Annotated in this window: 23 protein-coding genes and 2 tRNA genes; 14 read left to right on the top strand and 11 right to left on the bottom strand. The window is 68.5% G+C overall.

Annotation, left to right across the window (positions count from 1 at the left end; translation table 11 throughout):
* Nucleotides 1–5 precede the first annotated feature (5 nt).
* Entirely contained in the window at nucleotides 6–251 is a 246-nt protein-coding gene (ctaJ, locus tag JOD27_RS21505; protein WP_204764067.1) for an aa3-type cytochrome oxidase subunit CtaJ, read from the top strand.
* A complete protein-coding gene (locus JOD27_RS21500) occupies nucleotides 238–717 on the top strand; it encodes a DUF5130 family protein (RefSeq protein WP_204764066.1) in 480 nt (159 codons plus the stop codon). The genes ctaJ and JOD27_RS21500 overlap by 14 nt, the downstream gene beginning before the upstream one ends.
* A 44-nt stretch (nucleotides 718–761) precedes the next feature.
* On the opposite strand, the gene JOD27_RS21495 is transcribed toward JOD27_RS21500, so the two are convergent.
* The 3 genes from JOD27_RS21495 to pepN form a co-directional block, all read right to left on the bottom strand.
* Nucleotides 762–1,397 carry a GNAT family N-acetyltransferase gene (locus tag JOD27_RS21495; RefSeq protein WP_204764065.1) on the bottom strand — a complete coding sequence of 212 codons (636 nt, stop codon included), beginning with the start codon at nucleotides 1,395–1,397 and terminating at the stop codon, nucleotides 762–764.
* The gene (locus JOD27_RS21490; protein WP_204764064.1) at nucleotides 1,394–3,133 is read right to left on the bottom strand and encodes a GNAT family N-acetyltransferase; all 1,740 of its coding nucleotides are present in this window, start codon (nucleotides 3,131–3,133) and stop codon (nucleotides 1,394–1,396) included. The genes JOD27_RS21495 and JOD27_RS21490 overlap by 4 nt, the downstream gene beginning before the upstream one ends.
* Before the next feature lie 72 nt (nucleotides 3,134–3,205).
* The gene (gene pepN / locus JOD27_RS21485; protein ID WP_204764063.1) at nucleotides 3,206–5,782 is read right to left on the bottom strand and encodes an aminopeptidase N; all 2,577 of its coding nucleotides are present in this window, start codon (nucleotides 5,780–5,782) and stop codon (nucleotides 3,206–3,208) included.
* A gap of 163 nt (nucleotides 5,783–5,945) precedes the next feature.
* Between pepN and JOD27_RS21480 the strand changes: the two genes are divergently transcribed.
* The 5 genes from JOD27_RS21480 (at nucleotide 5,946) to JOD27_RS21460 (ending at nucleotide 11,140) form a co-directional block, all read left to right on the top strand.
* On the top strand, nucleotides 5,946–6,554 hold the full coding sequence (locus JOD27_RS21480) for a mycothiol-dependent nitroreductase Rv2466c family protein (protein WP_204764062.1): 609 nt from the start codon (nucleotides 5,946–5,948) through the stop codon (nucleotides 6,552–6,554).
* A gap of 36 nt (nucleotides 6,555–6,590) precedes the next feature.
* Nucleotides 6,591–7,436: a DNA-3-methyladenine glycosylase family protein gene (locus JOD27_RS21475; protein WP_204764061.1), complete on the top strand. Its 846-nt coding sequence runs from the start codon at nucleotides 6,591–6,593 to the stop codon at nucleotides 7,434–7,436.
* A gap of 307 nt (nucleotides 7,437–7,743) precedes the next feature.
* Complete coding sequence (locus JOD27_RS21470) at nucleotides 7,744–9,096, top strand: aldehyde dehydrogenase family protein (protein WP_307830248.1); 1,353 nt, start codon at nucleotides 7,744–7,746, stop codon at nucleotides 9,094–9,096.
* A 41-nt stretch (nucleotides 9,097–9,137) separates the two neighbouring features.
* Nucleotides 9,138–10,349 carry a GNAT family N-acetyltransferase gene (locus JOD27_RS21465; RefSeq protein ID WP_204764059.1) on the top strand — a complete coding sequence of 404 codons (1,212 nt, stop codon included), beginning with the start codon at nucleotides 9,138–9,140 and terminating at the stop codon, nucleotides 10,347–10,349.
* Between the two features lie 56 nt (nucleotides 10,350–10,405).
* Entirely contained in the window at nucleotides 10,406–11,140 is a 735-nt protein-coding gene (locus tag JOD27_RS21460) for a hypothetical protein (RefSeq protein WP_204764058.1), read from the top strand.
* Between the two features lie 58 nt (nucleotides 11,141–11,198).
* Here the strand turns inward: JOD27_RS21460 and JOD27_RS21455 are convergent, their stop codons facing one another.
* A complete protein-coding gene (locus JOD27_RS21455) occupies nucleotides 11,199–11,999 on the bottom strand; it encodes an Fpg/Nei family DNA glycosylase (protein WP_204764057.1) in 801 nt (266 codons plus the stop codon).
* Nucleotides 11,999–12,478 (bottom strand): ribose-5-phosphate isomerase, encoded by a 480-nt coding sequence (locus tag JOD27_RS21450; RefSeq protein ID WP_204764056.1) that lies wholly within the window; start codon nucleotides 12,476–12,478, stop codon nucleotides 11,999–12,001. Before JOD27_RS21450 ends, JOD27_RS21455 begins: the two co-directional genes overlap by 1 nt.
* A gap of 27 nt (nucleotides 12,479–12,505) precedes the next feature.
* On the opposite strand from JOD27_RS21450, the gene JOD27_RS21445 reads away from it, so the two are divergent.
* Together JOD27_RS21445 and JOD27_RS21440 are read left to right on the top strand one after the other, a co-directional pair.
* Nucleotides 12,506–13,177 carry a 2-phosphosulfolactate phosphatase gene (locus JOD27_RS21445; protein WP_307830247.1) on the top strand — a complete coding sequence of 224 codons (672 nt, stop codon included), beginning with the start codon at nucleotides 12,506–12,508 and terminating at the stop codon, nucleotides 13,175–13,177.
* On the top strand, nucleotides 13,174–13,794 hold the full coding sequence (locus tag JOD27_RS21440) for an MBL fold metallo-hydrolase (protein ID WP_204764054.1): 621 nt from the start codon (nucleotides 13,174–13,176) through the stop codon (nucleotides 13,792–13,794). Before JOD27_RS21445 ends, JOD27_RS21440 begins: the two co-directional genes overlap by 4 nt.
* On the opposite strand, the gene JOD27_RS21435 is transcribed toward JOD27_RS21440, so the two are convergent.
* From JOD27_RS21435 to JOD27_RS21420, 4 genes are all read right to left on the bottom strand, one after another.
* The gene (locus tag JOD27_RS21435; RefSeq protein ID WP_204764053.1) at nucleotides 13,791–14,126 is read right to left on the bottom strand and encodes a histidine triad nucleotide-binding protein; all 336 of its coding nucleotides are present in this window, start codon (nucleotides 14,124–14,126) and stop codon (nucleotides 13,791–13,793) included. The genes JOD27_RS21440 and JOD27_RS21435 overlap by 4 nt on opposite strands.
* A 212-nt stretch (nucleotides 14,127–14,338) precedes the next feature.
* Nucleotides 14,339–14,674 carry a VOC family protein gene (locus tag JOD27_RS21430; RefSeq protein WP_204764052.1) on the bottom strand — a complete coding sequence of 112 codons (336 nt, stop codon included), beginning with the start codon at nucleotides 14,672–14,674 and terminating at the stop codon, nucleotides 14,339–14,341.
* The gene (locus JOD27_RS21425; protein ID WP_307830246.1) at nucleotides 14,671–15,027 is read right to left on the bottom strand and encodes a winged helix-turn-helix transcriptional regulator; all 357 of its coding nucleotides are present in this window, start codon (nucleotides 15,025–15,027) and stop codon (nucleotides 14,671–14,673) included. Before JOD27_RS21425 ends, JOD27_RS21430 begins: the two co-directional genes overlap by 4 nt.
* Before the next feature lie 542 nt (nucleotides 15,028–15,569).
* Nucleotides 15,570–15,640: transfer RNA gene (locus JOD27_RS21420), tRNA-Gly, on the bottom strand.
* A gap of 62 nt (nucleotides 15,641–15,702) precedes the next feature.
* Here JOD27_RS21420 and JOD27_RS21415 point away from each other — a divergent pair.
* A tRNA-Pro gene (locus JOD27_RS21415) sits at nucleotides 15,703–15,776 on the top strand.
* A 46-nt stretch (nucleotides 15,777–15,822) separates the two neighbouring features.
* On the opposite strand, the gene JOD27_RS21410 is transcribed toward JOD27_RS21415, so the two are convergent.
* Nucleotides 15,823–16,584, bottom strand: a complete 762-nt coding sequence (locus JOD27_RS21410) for an alpha/beta hydrolase family protein (RefSeq protein ID WP_204764051.1) — start codon at nucleotides 16,582–16,584, stop codon at nucleotides 15,823–15,825.
* A gap of 34 nt (nucleotides 16,585–16,618) precedes the next feature.
* Here JOD27_RS21410 and JOD27_RS21405 point away from each other — a divergent pair, with 34 nt between their 5' ends.
* Nucleotides 16,619–18,391 carry a hypothetical protein gene (locus JOD27_RS21405; RefSeq protein ID WP_204764050.1) on the top strand — a complete coding sequence of 591 codons (1,773 nt, stop codon included), beginning with the start codon at nucleotides 16,619–16,621 and terminating at the stop codon, nucleotides 18,389–18,391.
* Here JOD27_RS21405 and JOD27_RS21400 read toward each other — a convergent pair.
* Nucleotides 18,388–19,353 carry an ABC transporter substrate-binding protein gene (locus JOD27_RS21400; RefSeq protein WP_204764049.1) on the bottom strand — a complete coding sequence of 322 codons (966 nt, stop codon included), beginning with the start codon at nucleotides 19,351–19,353 and terminating at the stop codon, nucleotides 18,388–18,390. The two genes, JOD27_RS21405 and JOD27_RS21400, sit on opposite strands and share 4 nt — an antisense overlap.
* A gap of 365 nt (nucleotides 19,354–19,718) precedes the next feature.
* On the opposite strand from JOD27_RS21400, the gene JOD27_RS21395 reads away from it, so the two are divergent.
* Genes JOD27_RS21395 through JOD27_RS21385 form a run of 3 tightly spaced genes read left to right on the top strand, consistent with a single transcriptional unit; the run spans nucleotide 19,719 to nucleotide 23,527 of the window.
* A complete protein-coding gene (locus tag JOD27_RS21395; protein ID WP_239568194.1) occupies nucleotides 19,719–20,636 on the top strand; it encodes a quaternary amine ABC transporter ATP-binding protein in 918 nt (305 codons plus the stop codon).
* On the top strand, nucleotides 20,636–22,561 hold the full coding sequence (locus JOD27_RS21390) for an ABC transporter permease (RefSeq protein ID WP_204764047.1): 1,926 nt from the start codon (nucleotides 20,636–20,638) through the stop codon (nucleotides 22,559–22,561). Before JOD27_RS21395 ends, JOD27_RS21390 begins: the two co-directional genes overlap by 1 nt.
* Nucleotides 22,562–22,573: 12 nt before the next feature.
* On the top strand, nucleotides 22,574–23,527 hold the full coding sequence (locus JOD27_RS21385) for an ABC transporter substrate-binding protein (protein ID WP_204764046.1): 954 nt from the start codon (nucleotides 22,574–22,576) through the stop codon (nucleotides 23,525–23,527).
* The last annotated feature ends 61 nt before the right edge of the window (nucleotides 23,528–23,588 follow it).

Here is a 23,588-nt window from a genome sequence, read left to right as displayed (position 1 = left end):
CCGCCGTGACCATCGTGGAGACCGTCCTCGTCTTCGCGCTGATCCCGCTGGCGATCTACGGCGTGATCATGCTGCTGACGTTGAGGCCCAAGGCCACCCGGATTCCCCGGTACCGGCCCGGCCAGGAGTGGGGCTACGCCCCGGTGTGGTGGAGCGCGAACCCTGCCGGGTTGAGCGCGGACCACCACAGCACCGCCGAGCCCGCGACGTCGGGCTCGACCGCCAAGGGAGGCGCCCGTGGCAACTGGTAAGGCGATCGAAGCCGTCGACCCGTCGACGCTGCCGCAGGGTGCGGTCGTGACGAACAGCGGCCGTGTCTCCGTGGCGAAGATGTACGAGCCGCACGCCCCGGAGCTGCCGTTCACGCCGACGCAGCTCGCGCAGCTGGACGAGGCGCTGACGCTCTCCAGCCGCACCACGGGCCTGGACTTCAGCGTGTACCTCGGCGAGCTGGGCTCGTCCTCGCGCGAGCGCGCGGAGGAGCTGCACGCCTCCACCGACCGCCCGTCGCACCACGTGCTCGTGGCCGTGTCGCCGGGCGAGCGCGTCGTCGAGATCGTGACGGGCGAGGAGTCGCACCGCCGCCTCGCCGACCGCGGCGCCAAGCTCGCCGTGATGAGCATGGTGGCGTCCTTCAAGGAGGGCGACCTCGCGGGTGGCCTCGTGTCGGGCCTGCGCATGCTGACCGACCAGGCGGGCAACGCACCCCGTTCGTAGCTTTCGCACTGACGAAGCCCCCGGCGTGATCGCCGGGGGCTTTGCTACGCGCTGACGTCGTTGCGCGCCACGACAAGGTCGGAGATCTTTTCCCAGCCGAGCCTGCCGTACAGGTGCACGCCTTCCGTCGACGAGAACAGCAACCCCGTCTTGGCCCCGTTCTTCACCGCCTCCCGCACCAGCGTGCCCATCACGACGGTGCCCAGCCCACGCCGCCGATGCTCCTCCGCGGTCCCGATCCGGTGTGCGACAGCGTCTTCGCCGACGACGGCCATCAGTCCGCTCGCCGCCTCCTCGCCGTCCTTCAGCACCCGCACCCCGATGACCGGCCCTTTGCGCACCTCGACGGCATAGCCCTCGGGCGCGTCGAACTGCGGATGATCGGCGAGCTCGCACCGCATGAACGTCTCGTCCGGCCGTGCCACGACGAGCCCGGCGGCTTCGACCTCCGCGGCCACCTTCGACGGCGCGTGCGTCAGGACACTCACCCAGTTCGGCTCGTCCGTGGCGGCCACGACCTTCGCCACCGCGCCCGCTTCCGCGTCGTCCGCGACGAGCCACTCGTACTTGCGGCGCGACCGGTTCACGTGGACGACCAGGTGGCCGTCGCGGTACTGGGACGTCAGCCCGTCGGCCGCGATCCAGCCGCGGTGCCAGCGCTCCACCAGTTCACCGATCATGCTTCCCCCTTGGTGTTGGACGCGATCACCACGTCCGAAATCGTTGTCCAGCCCAGTTTCCGGTACAGGTGCAGGCCGTCCTCGCTCGCGAACAACAGCCCGTCCACGGCGCCGGCGTCGACCGCCTCCCGCGCCAGCACGCCCATCACCACGCTGCCGAGCCCCCGCCGTCGATGTTCGGGCGAGGTCCGGATGCGGTGCGGCACGGCGTCGTCGCCGATCACGGCGATCAGTCCACTCGCGGCCTCCTCGCCGTCGGCGGTCAGCGCGACTTCGATCACGTCTCCGCGTGCCACCCGCAGCTCGTACCCCTCAGGCGCAGGTGGTGCCGGGTGGTCCGCGAGAGCGCGCCGCATGAACGTCTCCCGCGGCCGGATCTCCAGGTTCACGCCGGCGAGGATCTCGGTGACCTTCTCCGGCGCGGTGGTCGGCACGGTGATCCAGTCGTTCTCGTAGATCAGAGTCGAGTGCCAGTCCGTCGCACCCTCATCGGTGAGAACGCGCTCGATGCGCATGCCGGGCTGGTCCACGCGCACGTTCCAGGAGTCGGGGTAGGGCTCGGCCGGCAGTCCGGCCCCCTTGACCCAACCCGCGACCCAGCGTTCCGTGAGCGCGCCCAGCTCCATGCGTCTGTCCAGCTCCCTCACCCCGTCCAGAAAGGACGACGACTTCAGCTCCACGGTGACCCCGAAGCGCCGCAACAACTTGAGGATGTCCTGGAAGTAGACGCGGATCGCGTCGTGGGCGACCTGCGCGTCGTTCCAGATCAACGTGAACCCCGGCTTGACGCCCCATCCTCCGCAGAGGCAGTCCTTGAACCCGTTGAACTCCCGGCCGAAGTAACCACCCGGCCCGACCAGTGCCTCGCTCAGCGCGAGGTGCAGTCCCGGCACGTCCGTGGTGTGGCGGCCGTCGAGGTGGTAGGTGCCGCCGACCGCGTCCGTGCCGAACGTCTCGCGTGCCGGAAAGGTGAGGTCGGCCCAAGCCGTGCGGCCGCCCGTGTCGAACCGGGACCACAGGTTGCGTTCCGCTGGAACGCCCTCGCGCCACAGGTCCCACACCGCTCGTGCCGAGGGAGCCGGGCGGTCCCGCCACTGGGGAGGACTGTCACAGGACGACTGGTCGAGCACGACGTCGAAGAGCCCGTCGCCCAGCGCGGAGGGACTCACGGAGCTGACCTCGATCTCGATCGGCAGGTCGGTCATGATCCGGCCGTACCGGTCCAGCGCCTGCAACCGCTCGCCACCCGCGATCATGTGTGCGCGCCGCTGCAGCCCGTTCAGGTCGGCCCTGTCGACGCCGACCAACGTCACCGGAGGCCACTCGTGCCCCTGCCACGGCCTCGGAAACCCGTCGGCAGCAACGAAGGAGCCCACCCGCAGGCCCTCCTGGGTGAGAACGTGGCGTGGCACGGACCCGAACGCCGGACCTTCATCGACCAGGCGCGCCGCGGCCGTCGCAACGACGTCCACGAGGCTGCCGTTCGGCACCGTGCCGTGGACGACCAGGTCGGTCAGGCGCCACCACTGCAGTTCGTCGCCCACACCTGCTTCGAGCACGAAGTCCCCGGCCAGGCAGGCGAACGAGAGCGGGCAGCCGCGCAGCACGACGCGCTCACGTCCGACCGGTACCGGATCGCTGAAGAACCAGTCGACGTCGACTGCACGCGCGATCACCTCGACGACCTCGGAGTCGTCTTCGAGCGTGTACGAGTGCACGAGTCGGTAGCGGAACAAGACACCCCCAAGAGACGGGAAAGCCCCGTGCCGCCATCAAAGCGTCACGGGGCCTTCGCCGCACAGCGAATTTCAGGAGCGGTCGAACTCCTGCGCCGCCAGCGCGCGCACGATCCCCGCTCGTCCCTCGGAAACCAGGCGGCGCAACGCAGGCGGGTGATCGCCGGCGAGCCACGCGTCGGCAGCCTCCACAGTGGACTTCGCGATCGACCACGCCGGGAACATGCCGACCACCATGGACTGCGCGCGCTCGGAGGTGCGGCGGTCCCACACGCCCTTCACGTCGGCGAAGTAGCGCTCGACGTACGGCGCCAGCAGCTCCTTCTGGCCAGGGTGCGAGATGCCCGCGATGATCGCCTCGCTGACCGCGTTGGGCAGCTCGTCGTCGTTCACCGCGCGGTCCCAGGCCTCGTCCTTGGCCTCGACCGTCGGGCGCAGCGCACGTGCCTGCTGCGCGCGGCGGTGGCCGGTGGAGGTCGGGTCGCGCTCCTCCTCGGCGTTGATCTCCGGCAGGTCCGCCTTGCCGTGGGCCACAAGGGCCTGCAGCAGACGCCAGCGCAGGTCGGTGTCCACGTCCAGGCCCTCGAGCCCGGCGCTGCCGTCGTACCAGCCGCGCAGCACGTCCAAAGTGGACTCGTCGAGCACCGACGACGCCAGCGCGTTCACGAACGCCAGCTGGTGGTCCGAACCCGGCTCGGCGGCCTGGGCCAGTTCCAGGGTCTTCGCCACGAACCGGCGCCAGCCCTCGCCGCGCCACGAGTCGTCCGCGTAGGACGACAGCGCGGTCTGGGCCTGCAGCAGAAGCCGTTGCACGACACCGACCTCGGACTCGGCGTGCAGACCGCCGAGCACCAGGTTCACGAAGTCGCGGGCCTTCAGCTCGGCCTCGCGGGTCATCTCCCACGCGGCCGACCAGCACAGCGTGCGCGGCAGCGGCTCGGCGATGTCGGAGATGTGGTCGATCAGCGCGGCCAGCGAGTCCGGGTCGAGGCGCATCGTGCAGTACGTGAGGTCGTCGTCGTTGACCAGCACGATCTTGCCGCGGTGCACGCCGACGAGCTCGGGCACCTCGGTGCGGTCGCCCGTCACGTCGAGCTCGTGGCGGTGCGTGCGGACGAGCTTGCCGGAGCCGTCGTCGTCGTACACGCCGATCGCGATGCGGTGCGTGCGCAGTTCGCCGGCACCCGGACGCGCGCCGCCCTGCAGCACGGCGAACTCCGTGAACTTGCCGTCCGCGTCAACGGTGAACTTGGGGCGCAACAGGTTCAGGCCGGTCGTCTCCAGCCACTGCGCGCTCCACCACGACAGGTCGCGGCCGGACGCCTCCTCCAGCGCGCCCAGCAGGTCCGCCAGCGTCGCGTTGCTCCACGCGTGCTTGGCGAAGTAGACCCGCAGGCCCGCCAGGAAGTTCTCCAGCCCGACGTACGCGACGAGCTGCTTCAGCACGGAAGCGCCCTTGGCGTAGGTGATGCCGTCGAAGTTGACCTCGACCGCCTGCACGTCGGAGATGTCCGCGGCGACGGGGTGCGTGCTCGGCAGCTGGTCCTGCCGGTACGCCCACGACTTCTCGATCTTCGCGAACGTCGTCCACGCCTGGCGGTACTCGGTGGCCTCGGCCTGCGCGAGCACGGACGCCCAGGTGGCGAACGACTCGTTCAGCCACAGGTCGTCCCACCAGCGCATGGTCACGAGGTCGCCGAACCACATGTGCGCCATCTCGTGCAGCACGGTCTCCGCGCGCCGCTCGTAGAGGTAGCGGGTGACGCGGCTGCGGAAGACGTAGTCCTCCAGGAACGTGACGCAGCCCGCGTTCTCCATCGCGCCCGCGTTGAACTCCGGCACGAAGCACTGGTCGTACTTGCCGAACGGGTACTGCACCCCGAACGCCTTGTGGAAGAACCCGAAGCCCTGCTTGGTCTCGGTGAACAGCCGCTCGTGGTCCATGTGCGGGGCGAGCGACGCGCGGCAGTAGATGCCCAGCGGGATGCGGAAGTCGCGACCACCATCGTTTTCGGCGACGAACTCGTCACGCCACTCCGCGTACGGGCCCGCGACCAGCGCCACGATGTAGGTCGACATCGGCTTGGTGGTGGCGAACGTGTGCACGTCCGCGCCTCCCTCGCCGTCCTCCGTGGCGATGATCTCGCTGTTCGAGATCACCTTCCAGTCGTGCGGAGCCGTCACCTTCATGGAGTAGACGGACTTCAGGTCGGGCTGGTCGAAGCACGCGAACATGCGCTTGGCGTCCGCGGTCTCGAACTGCGAGTACAGGTACACGCCGCCGTCGACCGGGTCGACGAACCGGTGCAGGCCCTCGCCGGTGTTCATGTACCGGCAGTCGGCCTCGATGGTGAGCTCGTTGGTCTCCGCGAGGGCCGGCAGCTTGATGCCGTCCTCCTCGCGGTAGTCGGAGACGTCGAGCTCGCTGCCGTTCAGCACAGCGCGGTGCACCGTCGCCGCCACGATGTCGATCCACGAGGAAGCACCCGGAGTCCGGCTGCGGAACACCACGGTGGTGGTGGAGCGGAACGTGTCCGAACCCGGCTTTCCGCCGCCGTCGGTCAGGTCCAGCTCGATCCGGTAGGACTCCACTTCCAGCAGCTCAGCACGTTCCTGAGCCTGGTCGCGGGTGAGGTTGGGCGCGGCCACTGGTCACCTCGTCTGCCGCGCGTGTGGTTACGCGCTGACGTCGTCGGGAATGGTTATGACTCCCGCATCCAATCACGGAACCGGCCTACGGGAAGAGATGACAGGGTGATCTGGTTGGGCTGATGGGGCGATAACCGCACCCACCGTGACTGAAGGGGCACGCATGGCCGACAAGGCGAAGGTCGACTTCTACTTCGACCCTCTCTGTCCGTTCGCCTGGATCACCTCGAGGTGGATCCTCGAGGTGGAGAAGGTCCGCGACATCGACCTCAGCTTCCACGTGATGAGCTTGTCCGTGCTGAACGAGGGTCGTGACCTGCCGGAGCAGTACAAGGAGCTCATGACCAAGGGCTGGGGACCGGTCCGCGTCGCCATCGCCGCCGAGCAGAAGTTCGGCAACGAGGTGCTGCCGGAGCTGTACACCGCGATGGGAACCCGGATCCACAACGAGGGCAACAAGGACTTCGACGAGGTCATCAAGCTGGCTCTGGCCGACGCCGAGCTCCCGGAGGAGCTGGCCGACGCCGCGAACTCGACCGAGTTCGACGACGAGCTGAAGAAGAGCCACCACCGCGGCATGGACCCGGTCGGCATGGACGTCGGCACCCCGACGATCCACATCGACGGCGTCGCGTTCTTCGGCCCGGTGCTGACCAAGATCCCGCGGGGCGAGGAGGCGGGCACGATCTTCGACGGCGCCCGGATGCTCGCCGGCTTCCCGTACTTCTTCGAGCTCAAGCGCACGCGTACGGGCGACCTGGACTTCAGCTGAGTTTTTTGTCGGTGGTGCTGGCTACCGTCTTCAGACATGGCACACCACCACGTCGAAGTCGCAGTTCAGGGCCCCTGGTCGCTGGCCACGTCCCGGGCTTTCTGGGAGGGCTTCACCCCGTCCGCGTTGCCCGAACGCGAGGGCGAGGCGCTGCAGTCGACGTTTCTGGTCGAGCGTGAGTGGCGCCGTGCTTCGGTCTCCGTGACCCAGCGCGGCGCCACTGCCGTTCTGTCGCTGTCGGGCGATGGCGACCTGGACCTGGCGGCGGCCCAGGTCTGCCGTTTCCTGTCGCTGGACGTCGACGGTCGCGGCTGGCCCGAGGTCGGTGCGCGTGATCCGGTGATCGCGGGCGCGCAGGCTTCGTTGCCCGGCTTGCGGCCGTGCGGGTTCTACTCGCCGTACGAGGCGGCGGCGTGGTCGGTGCTGTCGCAACGGGTCCGCGTGTCACAGGCGGCCGCGTTGAAGGCCTCGCTGGCCCAGGACGGCGTGTTCCCGGCGCCCGCGGTCCTGCGCGGGCTCGACCTGGACCTGCCGGGCCGCAAGCCGGAGTACCTGCGCGCGGTGGCGGAGGCGGCGCTCGACGGCCTGCTGGACGCGGTGACGTTGCGCGCGATGAAGCCCGCGGCGGCGGTGCTGGCCGTGCAGCAGGTGAAGGGCCTTGGTCCGTTCGCGGCCGAGCTGGTCGTGCTGCGTGGGGCGAACGCGCCGGACGCCGTGCCGTACAACGAGTCCCGGATCGCCGACGAGGTTCGTGAACGGTACGGGCGGCCGTTGGCGGAGGTGTCCGAGGCTTGGCGGCCGTATCGGACGTGGGCGGCCGTGCATCTCCGGGTGCTGCGGGAGCGGCGGATCGGGGGTGTGATGGCCTCTGCCGGGACGTGACCGCGGTCTGTGCCGCGTGCCGTACCGGTCACCTCGATCGCGGCCTTGTCCGGTTGTGCCGCGCGTCCAACTGGTGCGGCTCGATCGCGGCTTCGACCGGCTGTGTTCGGCTCGCACCTGCCCCGCGCCTCACCGCTCCACCTCGACCGCGGCCGCGACCGCCTGCGCCGGCCCAACACCCGCACCCGCGCATGTGCTCCGCGCCTCACCGAACCCCGCCCGGTCGCGGGCGTGACCACCGCGAGCCGATGTGACAGGCTGGACCGTTGTCAGCGCATTGGGTGTCACATCCGCCTGGAGGGCTCTCGTGATCGAGGTCGTCAACCCCGCCACCGAGGAAGTCATCGGCACGGTAGCCGAGGGCACACCGGCCGACGTCGACGCGGCCGTGGCCGCCGCGAAGGCCGCGTTCCCGGCCTGGTCGGAGACCTCCGTCGAGGAGCGGGCGAAGGTCGTCCGGGCGATCATCGACGGTCTCCGGGAGCGCGGCGACGAGCTCGCGCAGACCATGACCCGCGAGATGGGCACGCCCATCACGTTCAGCCAGAAGGTGCAGGTCGCGAACCCCATCGCCATCGCGGAGGGTGTCGCGGACGTGCTGGAGCGCGGCTACTTCGAGCCGGAGGAGATCGGCAACTCGCTGATCCTGCGCGAGCCGATCGGGGTCGTCGCGGCCATCACGCCGTGGAACTTCCCGCTACAGCAGATGGTCGCCAAGGTCGTGCCCGCGCTCGCCGCGGGCGACACCGTGGTCCTCAAACCGAGCGAGCTCGCGCCGAAGACCGCCGACCTGCTCGCCGAGATCATCACGGCGGTGACGCCGTCCGGTGTGTTCGGGCTGGTGCACGGCACCGGGCCGGTGGTCGGCGAGGCGCTGGCGGCGCACCCGGACGTGGACATGGTGTCGTTCACCGGGTCCACGCGCGCGGGTCGCAGGGTGTCAGCGGTGGCGTCCGAGACGGTCAAGCGGGTCGCGCTGGAGCTGGGTGGCAAGTCGGCGTGCATCGTGCTCGACGATGCGGACTTCGGTCGTGCGGTGAAGATCGCGGTCGCCAACTCGTTCATGAACAACGGCCAGGCGTGCAGCGCGTGGACCCGCCTGCTGGTGCCCGCCGACCGGCACGACGAGGCCGTCGGGCTCGCCGCCGCCGCAGCGAAGAAGTACACCTCGGGCGACCCGGCGGACCCGTCGACGCGCATCGGCCCGGCCGTGTCCAAGGCGCAGCGCGACCGCGTCGTCGGCTACATCCGCAAGGGCGTCGAGGAAGGTGCGCAGCTCGCCGCCGGTGGGCCGGAAGCGCCGTTGCCGCAAGGCTTCTACGTCACGCCGACGGTGTTCGGCGGCGTCACGACCGAGATGACGATCGCGCAGGAGGAGATCTTCGGCCCGGTCCTGTCGGTCATGCCGTACGCGGACGAGGACGACGCGGTGCGCATCGCCAACTCCACCATCTACGGCCTGGCCGGCGGTGTGTTCTCCGCGGACACCGACCGCGCGTTGAAGGTCGCCAAGCGCCTGCGCACCGGGCAGGTCGACATCAACGGCGCCGCGTTCAACACCAGCGCGCCGTTCGGCGGCTACCGGCAGTCCGGCAACGGCCGCGAGTTCGGCAGGTTCGGTCTCGACGAGTTCTGCGAGATCAAGTCTGTCCAGCGGTAAATGAGCTGCGAGAGCGGCCATGGCGGCGTATCACTGCCGCTATGGCCGACTCAGCGCTGAGCATCAGGACGATCGACGAATCCGAGATCCGGACGTTCCAGGACGTGATGGCGTGGGCGTTCCTGGCCACGCCTGACGAGGACTTCAAGTGGCTCAAGGTCCTGGAGCTGGAGCGGGCGCACGCGGTGTTCGACGGTGACGAGATGATCGGCACCGCCGGTGTCCTGAGCCGTGAAATCACCGTTCCGGGTAATCATCAGGTCCCCGTCGGTGCGGTCACCGTCGTGTCGGTGATGCCGGGTCATCGGCGCCGTGGGGTGGCGTCGTTGCTGATGAAGACGCAGCTGCACGGCATGCACGAGAACGGCGAGGCGATCGCGATCCTCTGGGCGTCGGAGGGGGCGATCTACCGCAGGTTCGGCTACGGCGAGTACGCGAGCAGCCTGGCCATGCTGACGATGCCGACCCGCATGGCCTTTCACCCCGGCGTGCGGGTGAGCGACACCCGGATCCGCCAGGTGTCCCGTGAAGAGGCGCTGCCGTTCATGCGCGAGGTGCACGACCGGGTGCGCCGCACGCGCGTCGGCTGGGTGAACCGGGTCGACGCGACCTGGGACGTGCAGCTCGCCGATCGCGAGTCCGATCGCGGTGGGCTCAGCTCCTACCGGTACGCCCTGCACCCCGAGGGGTATGTGGTGTTCCGCGTGAAGTACGAGGGCGACTCGAGCGGGCCTCGGCATGAACTGCACGTGCGCGAGCTGGTGTGCGAGACGGAACAGGCGTACGTGGACCTTTACCGGTACGTGCTGGACATGGACCTCGCGGGCGCCATTTCCTTCTACACCGCCTGGGACGATCCGATCCTGCACATGGTCGACAACCCGCGGAAGGTGCGCCGTGAGGCCACCGACGGGCTGTGGCTGCGGATCGTCGACGTCGACCGCGCGCTGCCGCTGCGCCAGTATTCGTCCGATGTGGACAGTGTGCTGGAGGTCGAGGACTCCTTCTGCCCGTGGAACAGCGGCCGCTGGCGCTTCACCGTCAAGAACGGCGAGGCCACCGTGGCCCGCACCGAGGATCCGGCGGACGTGACGCTGGACGCCGCGGCGCTCGGCAGCGCTTTCCTCGGCGGAGCACGGCTTTCAGTGCTGAAGCGCGCACACCGCGTGGTCGAGCACACGCCAGGACATGTGGATGCGCTCACGATCGCGTTCCTCGGTGCGTACTACCCCCATTGCCCAGAGGTGTTCTGACGGAACTACGACCGGCGTTCACGCGTTGACGGATTACCTGGTGTGGGAGGTAAGCCGTGGGCACCATCGTGTGGGTGGTTGTACTGGTATTGCTGGTCGCAGGCGTGTTCTACCTGGTCAGCCAGAGCAACGCGCGCAAGGCGCGGGAGCTCGACGACGCCAAGGCGGAGGCCCGCCGGTGGGTCGAGCGGCTGGGTGGGCAGGTGATGAGCCTCACGGGCTCGAACGCCGCGTCCACGCAGGCGCTGGCCGACGCGTCCGAGCGCTTCACCGCTGCCGGGTCGCAGATGGAACAGGCCCGCACGATCCCGCAGGCCCGGCTCGTGACCCAGACCGCGATGGAGGGCCTGCACTACGTCCGCGCCGCGCGTGAGGCCATGGGCATGGATCCCGGTCCCGCGTTGCCCGAGATCGCGGGCCAGAAGCAGGCGGGTGCCGTCAGCGAGGACCGCCAGGTCACCGTCGAGGGCCACCAGTACGCCGCGTCGCCGCGCTCCGGTGCCGGCACGCCCTACTACTACCCCGGTGGCATGGTCGCCGGACGCCCGGTGCCGCGTGGGTGGTACTCCGAGCCGTGGTGGAAGCCCGCGCTCGTCGCCGGTGCGTGGGGCGTGGGCACGTTCCTGCTGATGGACGCCATGTTCTCCGGCATGCACGGCATCGGTGACTACGGCATGGCCGACATGGGCATGGGCGACTTCGGCGGCGACATGGGCGACATGGGCGGTGTCGCTGACGTGGGTGACGCCGGCGGCTTCGACTTCGGTGACATGGGCGGGTTTGACTTCTGAAAGTGCTCATCAACTGAGCACTTTCCAGCCGCACCCAAAATCGCCCCGACCAGAAATTTCAGGGCTGGCAGGCCGGGCACCAGAAGAGGTTGCGCGCCGCCAGTTCCGTGGTCAGGACCTCGGTCCCGCAGATCAGGCACGGCTCGCCGGCACGGCGGTAGACGTACACCTCACCGCCGTGCCGATCCACGCGCGGCGCCCGGCCCATGGCCTTGGGCAGGTGCTCGGCGCGGACGGTGTTGATCTGGCCGACCTTCACGCCGTCCTTCATCAGCACGACGAGGTCGTTCCACAGCGTGTCCCACAGTTCGCGGCTGACCTTGTTGCCGACCAGCAGCGGGTTCACGTTGTGCCGGAACAGCACCTCGGCGCGGTAGACGTTGCCGACGCCCGCCAGCACCTTCTGGTCCATCAGCAGCACGGCGAGCGGCTGCTTCGACCGGATGATCCGCTCGTAGGCGCGGTCGGGGTCGGCGTCCTTGCGCAACGGGTCGGGGCCGAGCCGCTCGCGGATCGCCTTGACCTCGTCCTTGTTGAGCACTTCACACGTGTTCGGGCCGCGCAGGTCCGTCCAGTGCGTCTCGCCGACCATCCGCATGCGGACCTGGCCGACGGGCAGCAGCACCGGCAGCGGGGCCTCGGTGAACGTTCCGTACAGGCCGAGGTGGACGTGCACGATCGCGTCCGGGCCGTAGACGTGGAACAGGTGCTTGCCGTGCGCTTCGGCGCGGACGAGCTTGCGTCCGTCCACAAGGGACGCCGCGAAGCGTCCCTGTGGACTGGTGACGGACACCGGCTTGCCCGCGAACCGGCGCTGGTGCAGCCGCGCGAGCCGGTGCAGCGTGTGGCCTTCGGGCATCAGGCCTTGTTCTCGTGGGCGCTGTTCTCGTGGGCGCTGTTCTCGTACGCGCTGACCTTGTCGATGCGGCGCTGGTGCCGGGGCTCGCCGGAGAACGGCGTCTCGAGGAACGCCGAGACGATCGCCGTCGCCTCCTCGGTGGTGTGCTGACGGGCGCCGATGCCGACCAGGTTGGCGTCGTTGTGCTCGCGGGCGAGCTGCGCGGTGTCGATGTTCCACGCGAGCGCGGCGCGCGCACCCTTCACCTTGTTCGCGGCGATCTGCTCACCGTTGCCCGAACCGCCGATGACGACGCCGAGGCTGCCGGGATCGGCGACGACCCGCTCGGCCGCGTCGGTGCAGAACGACACGTAGTCGTCCTGGGCGTCGTACGTGTGGGCACCGACGTCGACGACCTCGTAACCCTGCTCCTTGAGAGCCGTGGACAGGTGGGACTTCAGCTCGAAGCCCGCGTGGTCTGCTGCCAGATAAACGCGCACGTCACGGAGTCTGACACGCTGGTGGGTGTGTTCAGTCAAGAGGGGTACCAGCTGAAGCTGGAATGGGGGCCCGACGGCGTCGACGCGCTGCGAGGCTGTGACGTGCTGATCGTCGTGGACGTGCTGTCGTTCACGACCTCCGTCGACCTGGTGGTCGGCAACGGCGGCCAGGTGCGGCCGTCGCGCTGGAAGTCCGGCAAGGGCACGCTGCGACCAGCATCACTCGTCGATGCGACAGGTCTGGTCGAGCTGCCGTCGCCGAACGGCTCGCACCTCTGCGCGGTGGCGGCCGAGACCGGTGCGCACGTGCTCGCGGCCTGTCTGCGCAACGCCGACGCGGTCGCCAAGAGGGCCGCGGAGCTGGGCGAGACGATCGGCGTGATTCCCGGCGGGGAGCAGTGGGGTCTCAACATGCACAAGGCGGGCCCCGGTGACTTCGGGGCGCTGCGGCCGTGTGTCGAGGACTACCTGGGCGCGGGAGCGGTGCTGTACGCGCTTTCCGGGCTGTCGGGCAACGCCTCACCGGAGGCTCAGCTCGCGGTCACGGCGTTCCGGAACACCGACGTCGAGACGGCGGTGAGGACGTGCGGATCCGGACAGGAGCTGGTGGAGCACGGGCACGGGGCGGACGTGGATCTCGCGGTGCGGATCGGCGTGAGCGACGCGGCGCCGATCCTGATCGACGGGGTGCTGCGGTGATCGAGATCGCGGACGGTGTGTTCATCCGGCGGCACACCGAGCTCGACCTGACCCTCGGCCTGATCACCGGATCAGGTGATTCGCTGCTGGTGGACTCCGGCATGGACCCGGCGCTCGCCGCCGAGGTGCATCCGTCCCGGATCGTGTTGACGCACAACCACTGGGACCACGTGCTGGCGACCGAGGCGTTCCTGCCCTGCGAGGTGTGGGCGCACGAGGACTGCGTGATCGACGAGACACTGCTCGAAAGCCGCGCCAGGTACTACCCGGACCCGTTCGAGGGCACGCTCATCCCGCCCACGCACACGTTCCGCGACATCGTGACCCTGGACGTCGGGGGCCGCAGGGTCGACCTGTACCACTTCGGGCCCGCGCACACCTCGCACGACGTGATCGTGCACGTGCCGGACGTCGACGTGGTGTTCGCGGGCGACCTGGTCGAGGAAGGCGCGCCCGCCCAGGCCGGTTCGGACGCGACGCCGGGCAACTGGCGCCACGTCCTGGACCGGATGCTGGAGCTGAACCCCCGCGTCGTCGTGCCGGGACATGGGAACCCGGTCGACGCGAAGTTCGTGCGGGACATGGTGATCCCCAAGGTGGATCAACAGCTTGACTAGCCGGGCGGCCAGGTGAGGCCGCGTCCGCCCAGGACGTGGCAGTGCACGTGGAAGACTGTCTGGCCGCCGTCCTTGCCGGTGTTGAACACCAGCCGGTAGCCGGACTCGTCGATCCCCTCCTGCTTCGCGACCTGGTGGGCCGTCGCGAGGATCTGGCCCGCGAGCAGCGGGTCGACGTCGCCGATCGCCCGGTGGTGCTCCTTGGGGATCACCAGCACGTGCGTGGGTGCCTTGGGGTCGATGTCGCGGAAGGCGAGCGTCGTGTCGGTCTCCGTCACGACGTTCGCCGGGATCTCGCCCGCGACGATGCGGCAGAAGAGGCAGTCGGTCACGCCCGCATGCTATTCGGTTCCGCATTGCACCCGATGGGCCCTGTTGTATTGCCCTCCGGCGATAAATCATGGCCGGGTGAAGGGCGCCAAGCTGCTGGTGATCGTGCGTTGCCTCATCAGCTTCGCGATCGGCGTGCTCCTCGTCATCCTCGCGATCCGCTTCGGTGAGGCGCTGTGGCGGGCGGTCCAGTGACAGGTTTCCAGCTGACGAATCAGCGGACGAAGCAGAACTCGTTGCCCTCGGGGTCGCGCATCACCTGGAAGCTGCCCTTCTCGTCGGTGTGCACGACACCCTCGCGGGTGGCGCCCAGGTTCACCGCCTTCACCACGGCGGCCTCGATGTCCTCGACCTCGAAGTCGAGGTGCAGCCGGTTCTTCACGTCCTTGCGCTCGGGCACCGGCTGGAACGACAACCGCGGCGCCTCAGGCGGTTCGACGTGAGCCCAGCCGTGCTCCCGCTCGACGGGCTCACCGCCGAGCAGCGCTGCCCAGAACCGCACGAGGCGAGCGGGATCGTTGCAGTCGACGACGATCTGTTCGAGCCTCACGTCTCCACCAGGTTGTCTCGGGCCCATCCGCGGCAGAGGACGAGCAAGGCCGGCAGTTTGTGCCCCTGCCCGGCCAACTCGTACTCCACGCGTGGCGGGTTCTGGTCGTACTCGGTGCGCGTGACTGTGCCGTCCCGCTCCATGGCCCGCAACGTCTCGGTGAGCACTTTGGGCGTCACCACCGGGCACGCCGGCGCACATTCGGTGAACCTCCGCCGCTCGCCCAGCAGTCCCTGCAACACGGTGTTCTCGGAGCGTCCGGGCCAGGCCGGACGGGAGATCGCGACCGCGGCAGAGGTGGCCGCGGGCACGACCACTTCCCTCCCGAGCACCGCCCGTTCCGCCGGGGCCACGCGGCAGGCGTGGAGGTGCTGGCCAAGTCCGATGCGGACTGGCCGGTGATGAGCCCGGTGGGACTGCTCGGCGCAGGACATCGCCCCACTGTGACTCTGCTCACAAAACTCACAAGTCCGGCCAATGCCGCCCTCGGCCGCATGGCTCGTTTTCCAGCCGAGATGAGGGAAACCACGAGGCCTGGACGCACAGACCGACCAGCATTGACGGGTTGCGGTGACTCACCCAACCCGCGAAGCCGCGGCCCGTCGGCTCGCCCCCGTGGCGAGGTCTGGGCCTGATTTCCCGGGAAAAGCGCTCAACGTGGCTGTGCTCCAGCAGCCTGCATGAAGTCCGCCCTGCGACGATCGGGGCACGCGGCCTCAAAGTGCGGGCTCGAGGGAATGGCCGAAGTGGCCCGCACTCCCGCACCTCAACCCCAGGTGATGGGGGTCCGGGGGCGTGCCCCCGGCTGGGGGTCTGGGGGCTCGGCCCCCAGATGAAAAGGCGAGAGGCCGACGTGGTCCGCGCTCTCCGCAGACACACGTCGGCCTCGGCCGCGAGCGGGCGACGGGAATCGAACCCGCGTAGCTAGTTTGGAAGACTAGGGCTCTACCATTGAGCTACGCCCGCGTTGCCGCCCCCTGAGGGGCTGCGGTCAATACCTTAGCGGAGGGCGGTAAGCTGGTTCCAACCGGGGCGTGGCGCAGTTTGGTAGCGCACCCGCTTTGGGAGCGGGGGGTCGCAGGTTCAAATCCTGTCGCCCCGATCGGTTGAGGAAACCCGCAGCGCTGGGTCGCTGCGGGTTTTCGCATCTAACGGACCAGGTAGCGGCTGGCCCAGGCGGCGAGCACCTCGGCAACGTAGGTGGCGTCCGCGCGGTTGGTGAGCAGGTGGTCGGCCCCGTCCAGTGTGACGAACGACTTGGGGTGGCGGGCCGCGTCGAAGACGAGTCTGGCGTTGTCGATGCCGACGAGGTCGTCCTGCGGTGAGTGCATGACCAGGAGGGCGCGATTCAGGCCGGCGATGCAGGCGGTCTGGTTCTGCTGCTTGATGTCGGCGAGGAAGTCGTTGCTGATGCGGAACGGGCGGCCGGCCAGCAGCACTTCGGCGACGCCGTTGGTTTCGATGTCGTCTTGGGACGAGCCGAGCAGGTGCTCGACGTGGGCGGTGTCGGCGGGGGCGCCGATCGTGACGACGGCGCGTGCCTCGGGGATGCGGTGGGCGGCGGCCAGGACGGCCGCGCCGCCGAGCGAGTGTCCGATGAGGACGCTCGGGGCGCCCGCGGTCTCTCGTAGGTGGTCAGCGGCGCAGACGAGGTCGTCGACGTTGGACGTGAACGTCGTGTTGGCGAAGTCGCCGTCGGACTGGCCGAGGCCGGTGAAGTCGAAGCGCAGCACGGCCACGCCGCGGGCCGCCAGTTCGCGGGAGATGCGGGACGCGGCGACCGAGTCCTTGCCGCAGGTGAAGCAGTGGGCGAACACCGCGGTCGCGACCACCGGGCCGGACGGCAGTTCGAGGCGGCCGGCCAGCGACTGTCCGTCGGCGCCCGCGAAGACCGCTTTCCTGTTGTCCATACGTCCCAGTGTGAACCCCCACTAGGGTCTGCACGTGCGCTATCAGTACCTCGACGCCCGGCTGCGGCAGGCGTTCGACGACGCCGGGCTCGACCGCGGGCAGCGGGCGCTGCTGCAGGGTGTGCTGCGCGCGCTCGACCCCGACGCGCACCTCGGCGAGCACGTCGCTGGTCTCAACAGCGCCTTCCTGGCCGTCACGCGGGCGCAGACGGCGCTCGAGAGTCACGCCACCGAGGACCAGCCGCGGTGGAACCTGTTGCGCCGCATCGTCACCACCTCGCTCGCGTGCATGGACGCCGCCGCACCCGCCTTCGTCCACGGTGGTGCCAAGGAACTCGCGGAGGCACACCAGACGCTCCTCGACGTCGACGCGGCGATCGCGGCTGACGGGCAGAAGCTCGACCCACGGGTCACAGCCGCGGCGGCGCGGAAGCTGGATCCGCGGGCGTTGGATTCGGCGGTCAGGCAGTGGATCACTCCACTGTGGACCGGTGTCGGGCTTCCCCTGCGCGCCAGGATGATCGCCGAGGTCGCGGTCGTCGTGGCGGTGCACGGCCGGGACGGCAGGCAGCTCAGGTCAGACCTGTTGCGGTGGCTGAAGAAGCCCGGCGGCGACCTCGGGGACGTGTTGTGGCCGGAGGCGCGCAGGCACGTCGTGGCGCTGGTGGTGCGGGGCGCGCGGGTGTTGCGGCATCTGGACGAGCTGTTGCCCCAGGCGAGGCAGGAGCCGTTGCACCGCAACAGGTTGCCGAAGGACGACTTCCTCAAGGACGCCGTGGAAGGGTCGTCGGTGCTGGTGCGGTTGCCGGTCAACGCGGCCGATGCGCACACGGCGGCGTTGCGGGGGCGGCGGATGCTCAGCGAGGCGCTCGACCAGTACGCGGCGGGGGAGCGGCTCACCGAGTTGAACATCGCGCCGCTGTGGCAGGTCAGCGGTCCGAGCGGGCGGGTGACGCGCGGCACCGAGCATCGCCGCACGGTCGGCAACGCCTATCCGCTCACCGCGTACTGGCCCGCTGATCTGCGCAGTGCGATGCGGGTGGCGAACCTGGCCAGGCAGATTCCCGCGAGCACGGCGCCGATGGCCAGTGCCGGGCTGGCGTGGAGTGCGCTGGAGGCGACCGGTCTGGACCCGAGCAAGATCCCGTGGCTGGCGAAGGCGTGTGCGCTGCAGATGTTGCGGCAGCACCTGGTCAGCCTGCACGTCATCGTCACGAATCACGACAAGGAGTTGCGCGGGCCGCTGGACGCGTACGTTCCGACGACCGGGGTGAAGCACCACCTGAAGTCCGTGGACGCCTGGCTGGAGGTGCTGATCAAGCACAACCGCCCGAAAGAACAGCTCAAGGCCGCCCAGGACGCCGTCACCGCGCTGGCGGAGAACGAGGGCGGCCTGGTGCAGGACCTGGTCGAGCTGTGGCGGGCGAGGCTCGCGGACTCCACGACGCTCGCGGGCTGGTTGCGCGAGCAGGAGGACACCGCCATCGCGGTGCTGGAATGGTTGTACGTCACCAGGAACCTGGCGTTCCACGCCGGACGGTACGCGACACCGGCCGACGAACTGACCGCGCAGGCGGGGCAGGCGGTCGCGGACCTGACGCTCGAGTTCCTCGGCAACTGGCGCACCGTGGAGAGGCAGCGGGGCGAGCAGGAGACGGCGGCGGTGGAGGTCTACCGCAGGCTCGCCCAGCGGAAGGACCAGCTGGAGGCCCGGCTCAAGCGAGCCGGGTCCGTCCGGCGGCTCAGCGTCGAGGACATCTCAGGCCCCGACGAGAGGTGGTGGTCGAGGACCACCACCTCCAGCTAGGGCTTGGTCTTGGTCAGCCAGTCGTCGACCCGGTCGGGGTTGGCCTCGATCCACCGCCGTGCCGCCTCGTCCGGCGACATCTTGTACTTGGCGATGAACGACGCGACCGCGTTCTGCTCGTCGTTGCTCCACTGGAAGTTCTTGACCAGCCGGGCGGCGGGGCCGCCCTTGTCCATGAACTTCTTGGACGCGATCTTGTCGAGCTCGTAGCGCGGGTAGTCGCAGGCGACCTTGGCCGCGTCCGCGTCGCAGCCCGCCTTGTACTCGGGCAGGTCGACCTTGACCATCTCGATGTCGAGGTGCAGCCACTGCGGCTCGAAGAAGTAGCCGATCAGCGGCGTCTTCTTCTCCTCTGCCTGGCGGAACGCCTTGATCAGGGCCTGCTCGCTGCCCGCGTAGACGACCTTGTAGTTGAGTCCAAGGTTCTTCACCAGGGCCTCGTCGTTGGTCACGTACGACGGGTCGCCGTCGAGCACCTGGCCCCTGCCCTCGGACTGCGCCGTCTTGAACAGGTCGGCGTACTTGTTGAGGTTCTGGTAGTTCGTGATGTCCGGGTAGGTCTTCTTCATCCACGGCGGCACGTACCAGCCGATCACGCCCTTGTTGCCGGACGGGCCGACGCGGACGGCGGTGCGCTTCTCCTCGATGTACTTCTGCTTGAGGTCCTCGTGACCCCAGTTCTCGAGGATCACGTCGATCTCGCCGGAGTCGAGGCCCTGCCAGGCCGTCTGCTCGTCGACCTCCTTCTTCGTGACCTTGCAGCCGAGCCGCTTCTCGGCCAGGTGGGCGATGACCGCGGCGTTGGCCTCGTAGCCGACCCACGGGTTGACCGCGATGGTGATGGAGTCGCAGGGTTCCGGTGGTGCCGCCGAGCTGGAGCGGGGTGACGCTGTCGATCCGCTGCCACATCCGGCGAGTGTCAACACGAGCGTCATTGCCAGAGCGATTCTGGGGGCTTGCACGAACAGCTCCTCGTCGAGGGGGTGGCGGTGCAGGAGACCGCTCAGTTCAGCTTTTCCCGGACGATCTAGGCCAGTCAAGTCATGGGATGATTGGTTGTCCATAAAGGACTTTCTTTGTATCGGCCCTTGACCGTATCCGTGTGAGGGTCGATGCTGTCGCGCATCGAGAAACGTAGTGCGCAGTCCGCAACAACAGCCCGCAACAAGCCTGCAACAAGCAGTCCCGCAACGGTCGCCGCAACAGGTCGGAGTGGTTTGGCGTGGATCCCGTGATTTCGGTCGGGAACCTGTGGAAAATATTTGGCTCCAATGCGTCTCAAGTGGTGGCATCCGACGAGCTGAAGTCGTTGTCACGGACGGAGCTGATGGATCGCACAGGTGCCGTCGCAGCCGTGCGCGGAGTGGACTTCGACGTCGCTCCGGGTGAGATGTTCGTGGTCATGGGCCTGTCCGGGTCGGGCAAGTCCACTCTGGTCCGCTGCCTCACGCGGCTCGTCGAGCCGACCGCGGGCACGATCATGTTCGAGGGTGAGAACATTCTCGAAGCGGACGCCAAGCGGCTGCGTGACCTGCGGAGAAACAAGTTCTCCATGGTGTTCCAGCACTTCGGTCTGCTGCCTCATCGGACCGTGGCGGACAACGTCGGTTACGGGCTGGAAATCCGCGGGGTACCGCGGGCGAAACGTGGCGGGCGGTCACAGGAAGTTATCGATCTTGTCGGCCTCACCGGCTACGAGAAGTCCTATCCGGACCAACTCTCCGGCGGCATGCAGCAACGCGTCGGTCTCGCGCGCGCACTCGCCGGTGATCCAGATGTTTTGTTCTTCGATGAACCTTTCTCGGCGCTCGACCCGTTGATCCGGCGCGACATGCAGTCCGAGGTCATCCGGCTGCACCGCGAGGTCGGCAAGACGATGGTCTTCATCACCCACGACCTGAGCGAGGCGCTCAAGCTGGGCGATCGCATCCTGATCATGCGGGACGGTCAGGTCGTGCAGGTCGGCACCGGCGACGAGCTGGTCGGCGCGCCGGCGGACGACTACGTGCGCGACTTCGTGAAGGACGTGCCGCGCTCGCACGTGCTGACGCTGAAGTGGATCATGCGGCCGCCTCGTCCCGACGACGAGCTGGACGGGCCGGAGCTGTCTCCGGAGACCGTGGTGCGGGAAGCCGTGCGCAGCGTGCTCAGCGCGGACAAGCCCGTGAAGGTCGTGCGGGACGGTGAACTGCTCGGCGTTGTGGCGGACGAGGAGATCCTCGGGGTCGTCGCCGGGGAGGCGTGATGGTCGCCGTTGCCGTGCCACGAAGGCAGATCCCGCGCAAGGCCCTGATCGTCGGCGGGATCGTGCTGGCCTGGCTGGCGTTGTGGCTCGTGTTCCGCAACGTCGGGACGCTGGCGCTCGACGCCTCTGAACTGACCCCGCTGCACCGGTGGGTCAACAGCGTCAACGACGCCGTCGGTGCGTCCAGGAACTCCAACCCGGTGTTCCTGTACTTCTTCAACGAGATCCGGCTCGTCATCGACGAGTTCGTGAGGTTCGTGCAGGCGTTGATCGCGCAGCCGTCGTTCGGCCGGCCGGTGCCGGTGATCGGCTGGCTCGGTGTGGTCGCGATCGCCGGTTTCGTCAGCCTGGCCGTCGCCGGGTGGCGGGTCGCGCTGCTCTCCGTCGCGGGCTTCGTGTTCCTCGGCCTGCAGGGGTTGTGGCAGGAGAGCATGGACACGCTCTCGCTCACGCTCGCCGCGGTCGTGATCGCGCTGCTCTTCGGCATTCCGCTCGGGATCTGGGCGGGACTGTCCGATCGGGCCAACCGCGTGATGACGCCGGTGCTCGACTTCATGCAGACGATGCCGACGTTCGTCTACTTGGCACCGTTGACGCTGTTCTTCCTGATCGGTCCTGCCTCGGCGACGATCGCGACGCTGATCTACGCCGCACCACCGGCGATCCGGATCACCGCGCACGCCATCCGCTCGGTGCCGCACAACACCGTCGAGGCGTCGGAGTCCCTTGGTGCGACCAGGAAGCAGACGCTGCTCAAGGTGCTGCTGCCGTCCGCACGCAAGACGATCGTGCTCGGCGTCAACCAGACGATCATGGCCGCGCTGTCGATGGTCACGATCGCGGCGCTGATCGACGCGCCGGGTCTGGGCAAGACGGTCGTGAAGGCGTTGCAGACGCTCGACGTCGGCACGGCGTTCAACGCGGGCCTCGCGATCGTGGTGCTCGCCATCGTGCTGGACCGCGTGACGACCGCGGCGACCGAACGCCGCACGTTGCCGCGCTGGGCCCTGTTCGGCGGCCTCGGAGTCACCGGCGTCGCCGTGTACTTCTCCTACACCTACCTGTGGGCGGCGGAGTTCCCGTCGGAGGTGGAGATCGGCAGCTCGATCCGGCAGGGCGCGACGGCCGCGACGGAGTGGGTGCAGGACTCGCTGCCGGTGATCACGAACGGCTTCAAGGATTTCGTCACGTCGGTGTTGATCAACCCGTTGCAGGCGCTGCTGGCCGAGTCGCCGTGGTTCCTGGTGGCGTTGGTGATCGTCGCGTTGTCGTTCCTGATCGGTGGCGTGAAGCCGGCCGTGGTCTCCGCCGCGTGCCTCGGTGTCCTCGTCGCGACGGGACTGTGGCAGGACGCGATGATCACGCTGGCGTCCACTCTGGTCGCCACGATCCTGGTGATGATCCTCGGCGTCGTGGTCGGCGTGTGGATGGGCCGCAGCAGGCGTGCGGACCGGTTCATCAGGCCGGTCCTCGACGCGGGGCAGGTCATGCCCGCGTTCGTGTACCTGGTGCCGATCCTGGCGTTGTTCTCGGCCACCAGGTTCACGGCGATCATCGCGGCCGTGGTGTTCGCGGCACCGGTCGCGATCAAGATCATCGCGGACGGCATCCGCGGGGTGTCGCCCGCGACCGTCGAGGCGTCCACGGCGCTGGGATCCAGCTCGTGGCAGACGATCGTGAAGGTGCAGCTGCCCATGGCGCGCAGGGCGTTGACGCTCGCGGCCAACCAGGGGCTGATCTACGTGCTCTCGATGGTCGTCGTCGGTGGCCTCGTCGGCGCCGGCGCTCTCGGTTACGACGTGGTGGCCGGGTTCTCGCAGGGCCAGTTGTACGGCAAGGGGCTCGCGGCCGGTGTCGCGATCGTCGTGCTGGGCGTGATGCTCGACCGCCTCACCCAGGCGGCCGCCAAGCGGTGGACCAACTAGGAGGTTCGGAAAGTGGCAAGGCACAGCGTGCTGGGAGCAGTGCTCGTGGGAGCGCTTGCGCTGGCCGGTTGCGGCGGCGCCAAGGTTGGCGACTCCGCATCGGGTGCGGCCGGCGACTGCGGCACGTTCAACCTCGCGGTCAACCCATGGGTCGGTTACGAGGCGAACGCGGCCGTGCTCGCGTACGTGGCCGAGAAGGAGCTCAAGTGCAAGGTCACCAAGAAGGAGCTCAAGGAAGAGGTGGCCTGGCAGGGCTTCGGCACCGGTGAGGTCGACGCCGTGGTCGAGAACTGGGGCCACGACGACCTGCGCAAGAAGTACATCGACGAGCAGAAGACGGCCGTCAGCGCGGGTTCGACGGGGGTGAAGGGCCAGATCGGCTGGTACGTGCCGCCGTGGCTCGCCAAGGAGCACCCCGACGTCCTGGACTGGAACAACCTCAACAAGTACGCGGACCAGTTCAAGTCGTCCGAGTCCGGCGACAAGGGCCAGCTGCTCGACGGCGACCCGTCGTTCGTGACCAACGACGAGGCTCTGGTGAAGAACCTGAACCTCAACTACAAGGTCGTCTACGGCGGCAGTGAGACCGCGCTGATCCAGGCGTTCCGTCAGGCGGAGAAGGACAAGAAGTGGGTCATCGGCTACTTCTACTCGCCGCAGTGGCTGCTCAACGAGATCAAGCTCGAGAAGGTGAAGCTGCCCGAGTACAAGGCGGGCTGTGACGCCGACGCGGAGAAGGTCGCCTGCGACTACCCGGACTACGACCTCGACAAGATCGTGTCCAAGAAGTTCGCCGACACCAACGGCCCGGCCTTCCAGCTGGTCAAGAACTTCAAGTGGACCAACGAGGACCAGAACACGGTCGCGAAGTACATCGCCGAGGACAAGATGAAGCCGGAGGACGCGGCCAAGAAGTGGGTCGAGGCCAACGGCGGCAAGGTCAAGGCCTGGCTCGCCAAGGCCTGACCGGCCCAGGCGTGACCAGCACGGTGTGAAAAACAGTCGTGGGGTGGTTCCCGGACGAGAG

The organism is Lentzea nigeriaca, assembly GCF_016907955.1.
GTDB lineage: Bacteria > Actinomycetota > Actinomycetes > Mycobacteriales > Pseudonocardiaceae > Lentzea > Lentzea nigeriaca.
The sequence above is the reverse complement of the archived record's forward strand: the minus strand, read 5'-3'. Positions and strand labels throughout refer to the sequence as shown.

Coding starts and splice junctions, on each gene's coding strand:
- JOD27_RS21410 (WP_204764051.1), bottom strand. CDS start 16,584: ATGGACAACAGGAAAGCGGTCTTCGCGGGCGCCGACGGACAGTCGCTG.
- JOD27_RS21455 (WP_204764057.1), bottom strand. CDS start 11,999: ATGCCCGAAGGCCACACGCTGCACCGGCTCGCGCGGCTGCACCAGCGC.
- JOD27_RS21495 (WP_204764065.1), bottom strand. CDS start 1,397: ATGATCGGTGAACTGGTGGAGCGCTGGCACCGCGGCTGGATCGCGGCC.
- JOD27_RS21390 (WP_204764047.1), top strand. CDS start 20,636: ATGGTCGCCGTTGCCGTGCCACGAAGGCAGATCCCGCGCAAGGCCCTG.
- JOD27_RS21480 (WP_204764062.1), top strand. CDS start 5,946: ATGGCCGACAAGGCGAAGGTCGACTTCTACTTCGACCCTCTCTGTCCG.
- JOD27_RS21395 (WP_239568194.1), top strand. CDS start 19,719: ATGGATCGCACAGGTGCCGTCGCAGCCGTGCGCGGAGTGGACTTCGAC.
- JOD27_RS21465 (WP_204764059.1), top strand. CDS start 9,138: ATGGCCGACTCAGCGCTGAGCATCAGGACGATCGACGAATCCGAGATC.
- JOD27_RS21475 (WP_204764061.1), top strand. CDS start 6,591: ATGGCACACCACCACGTCGAAGTCGCAGTTCAGGGCCCCTGGTCGCTG.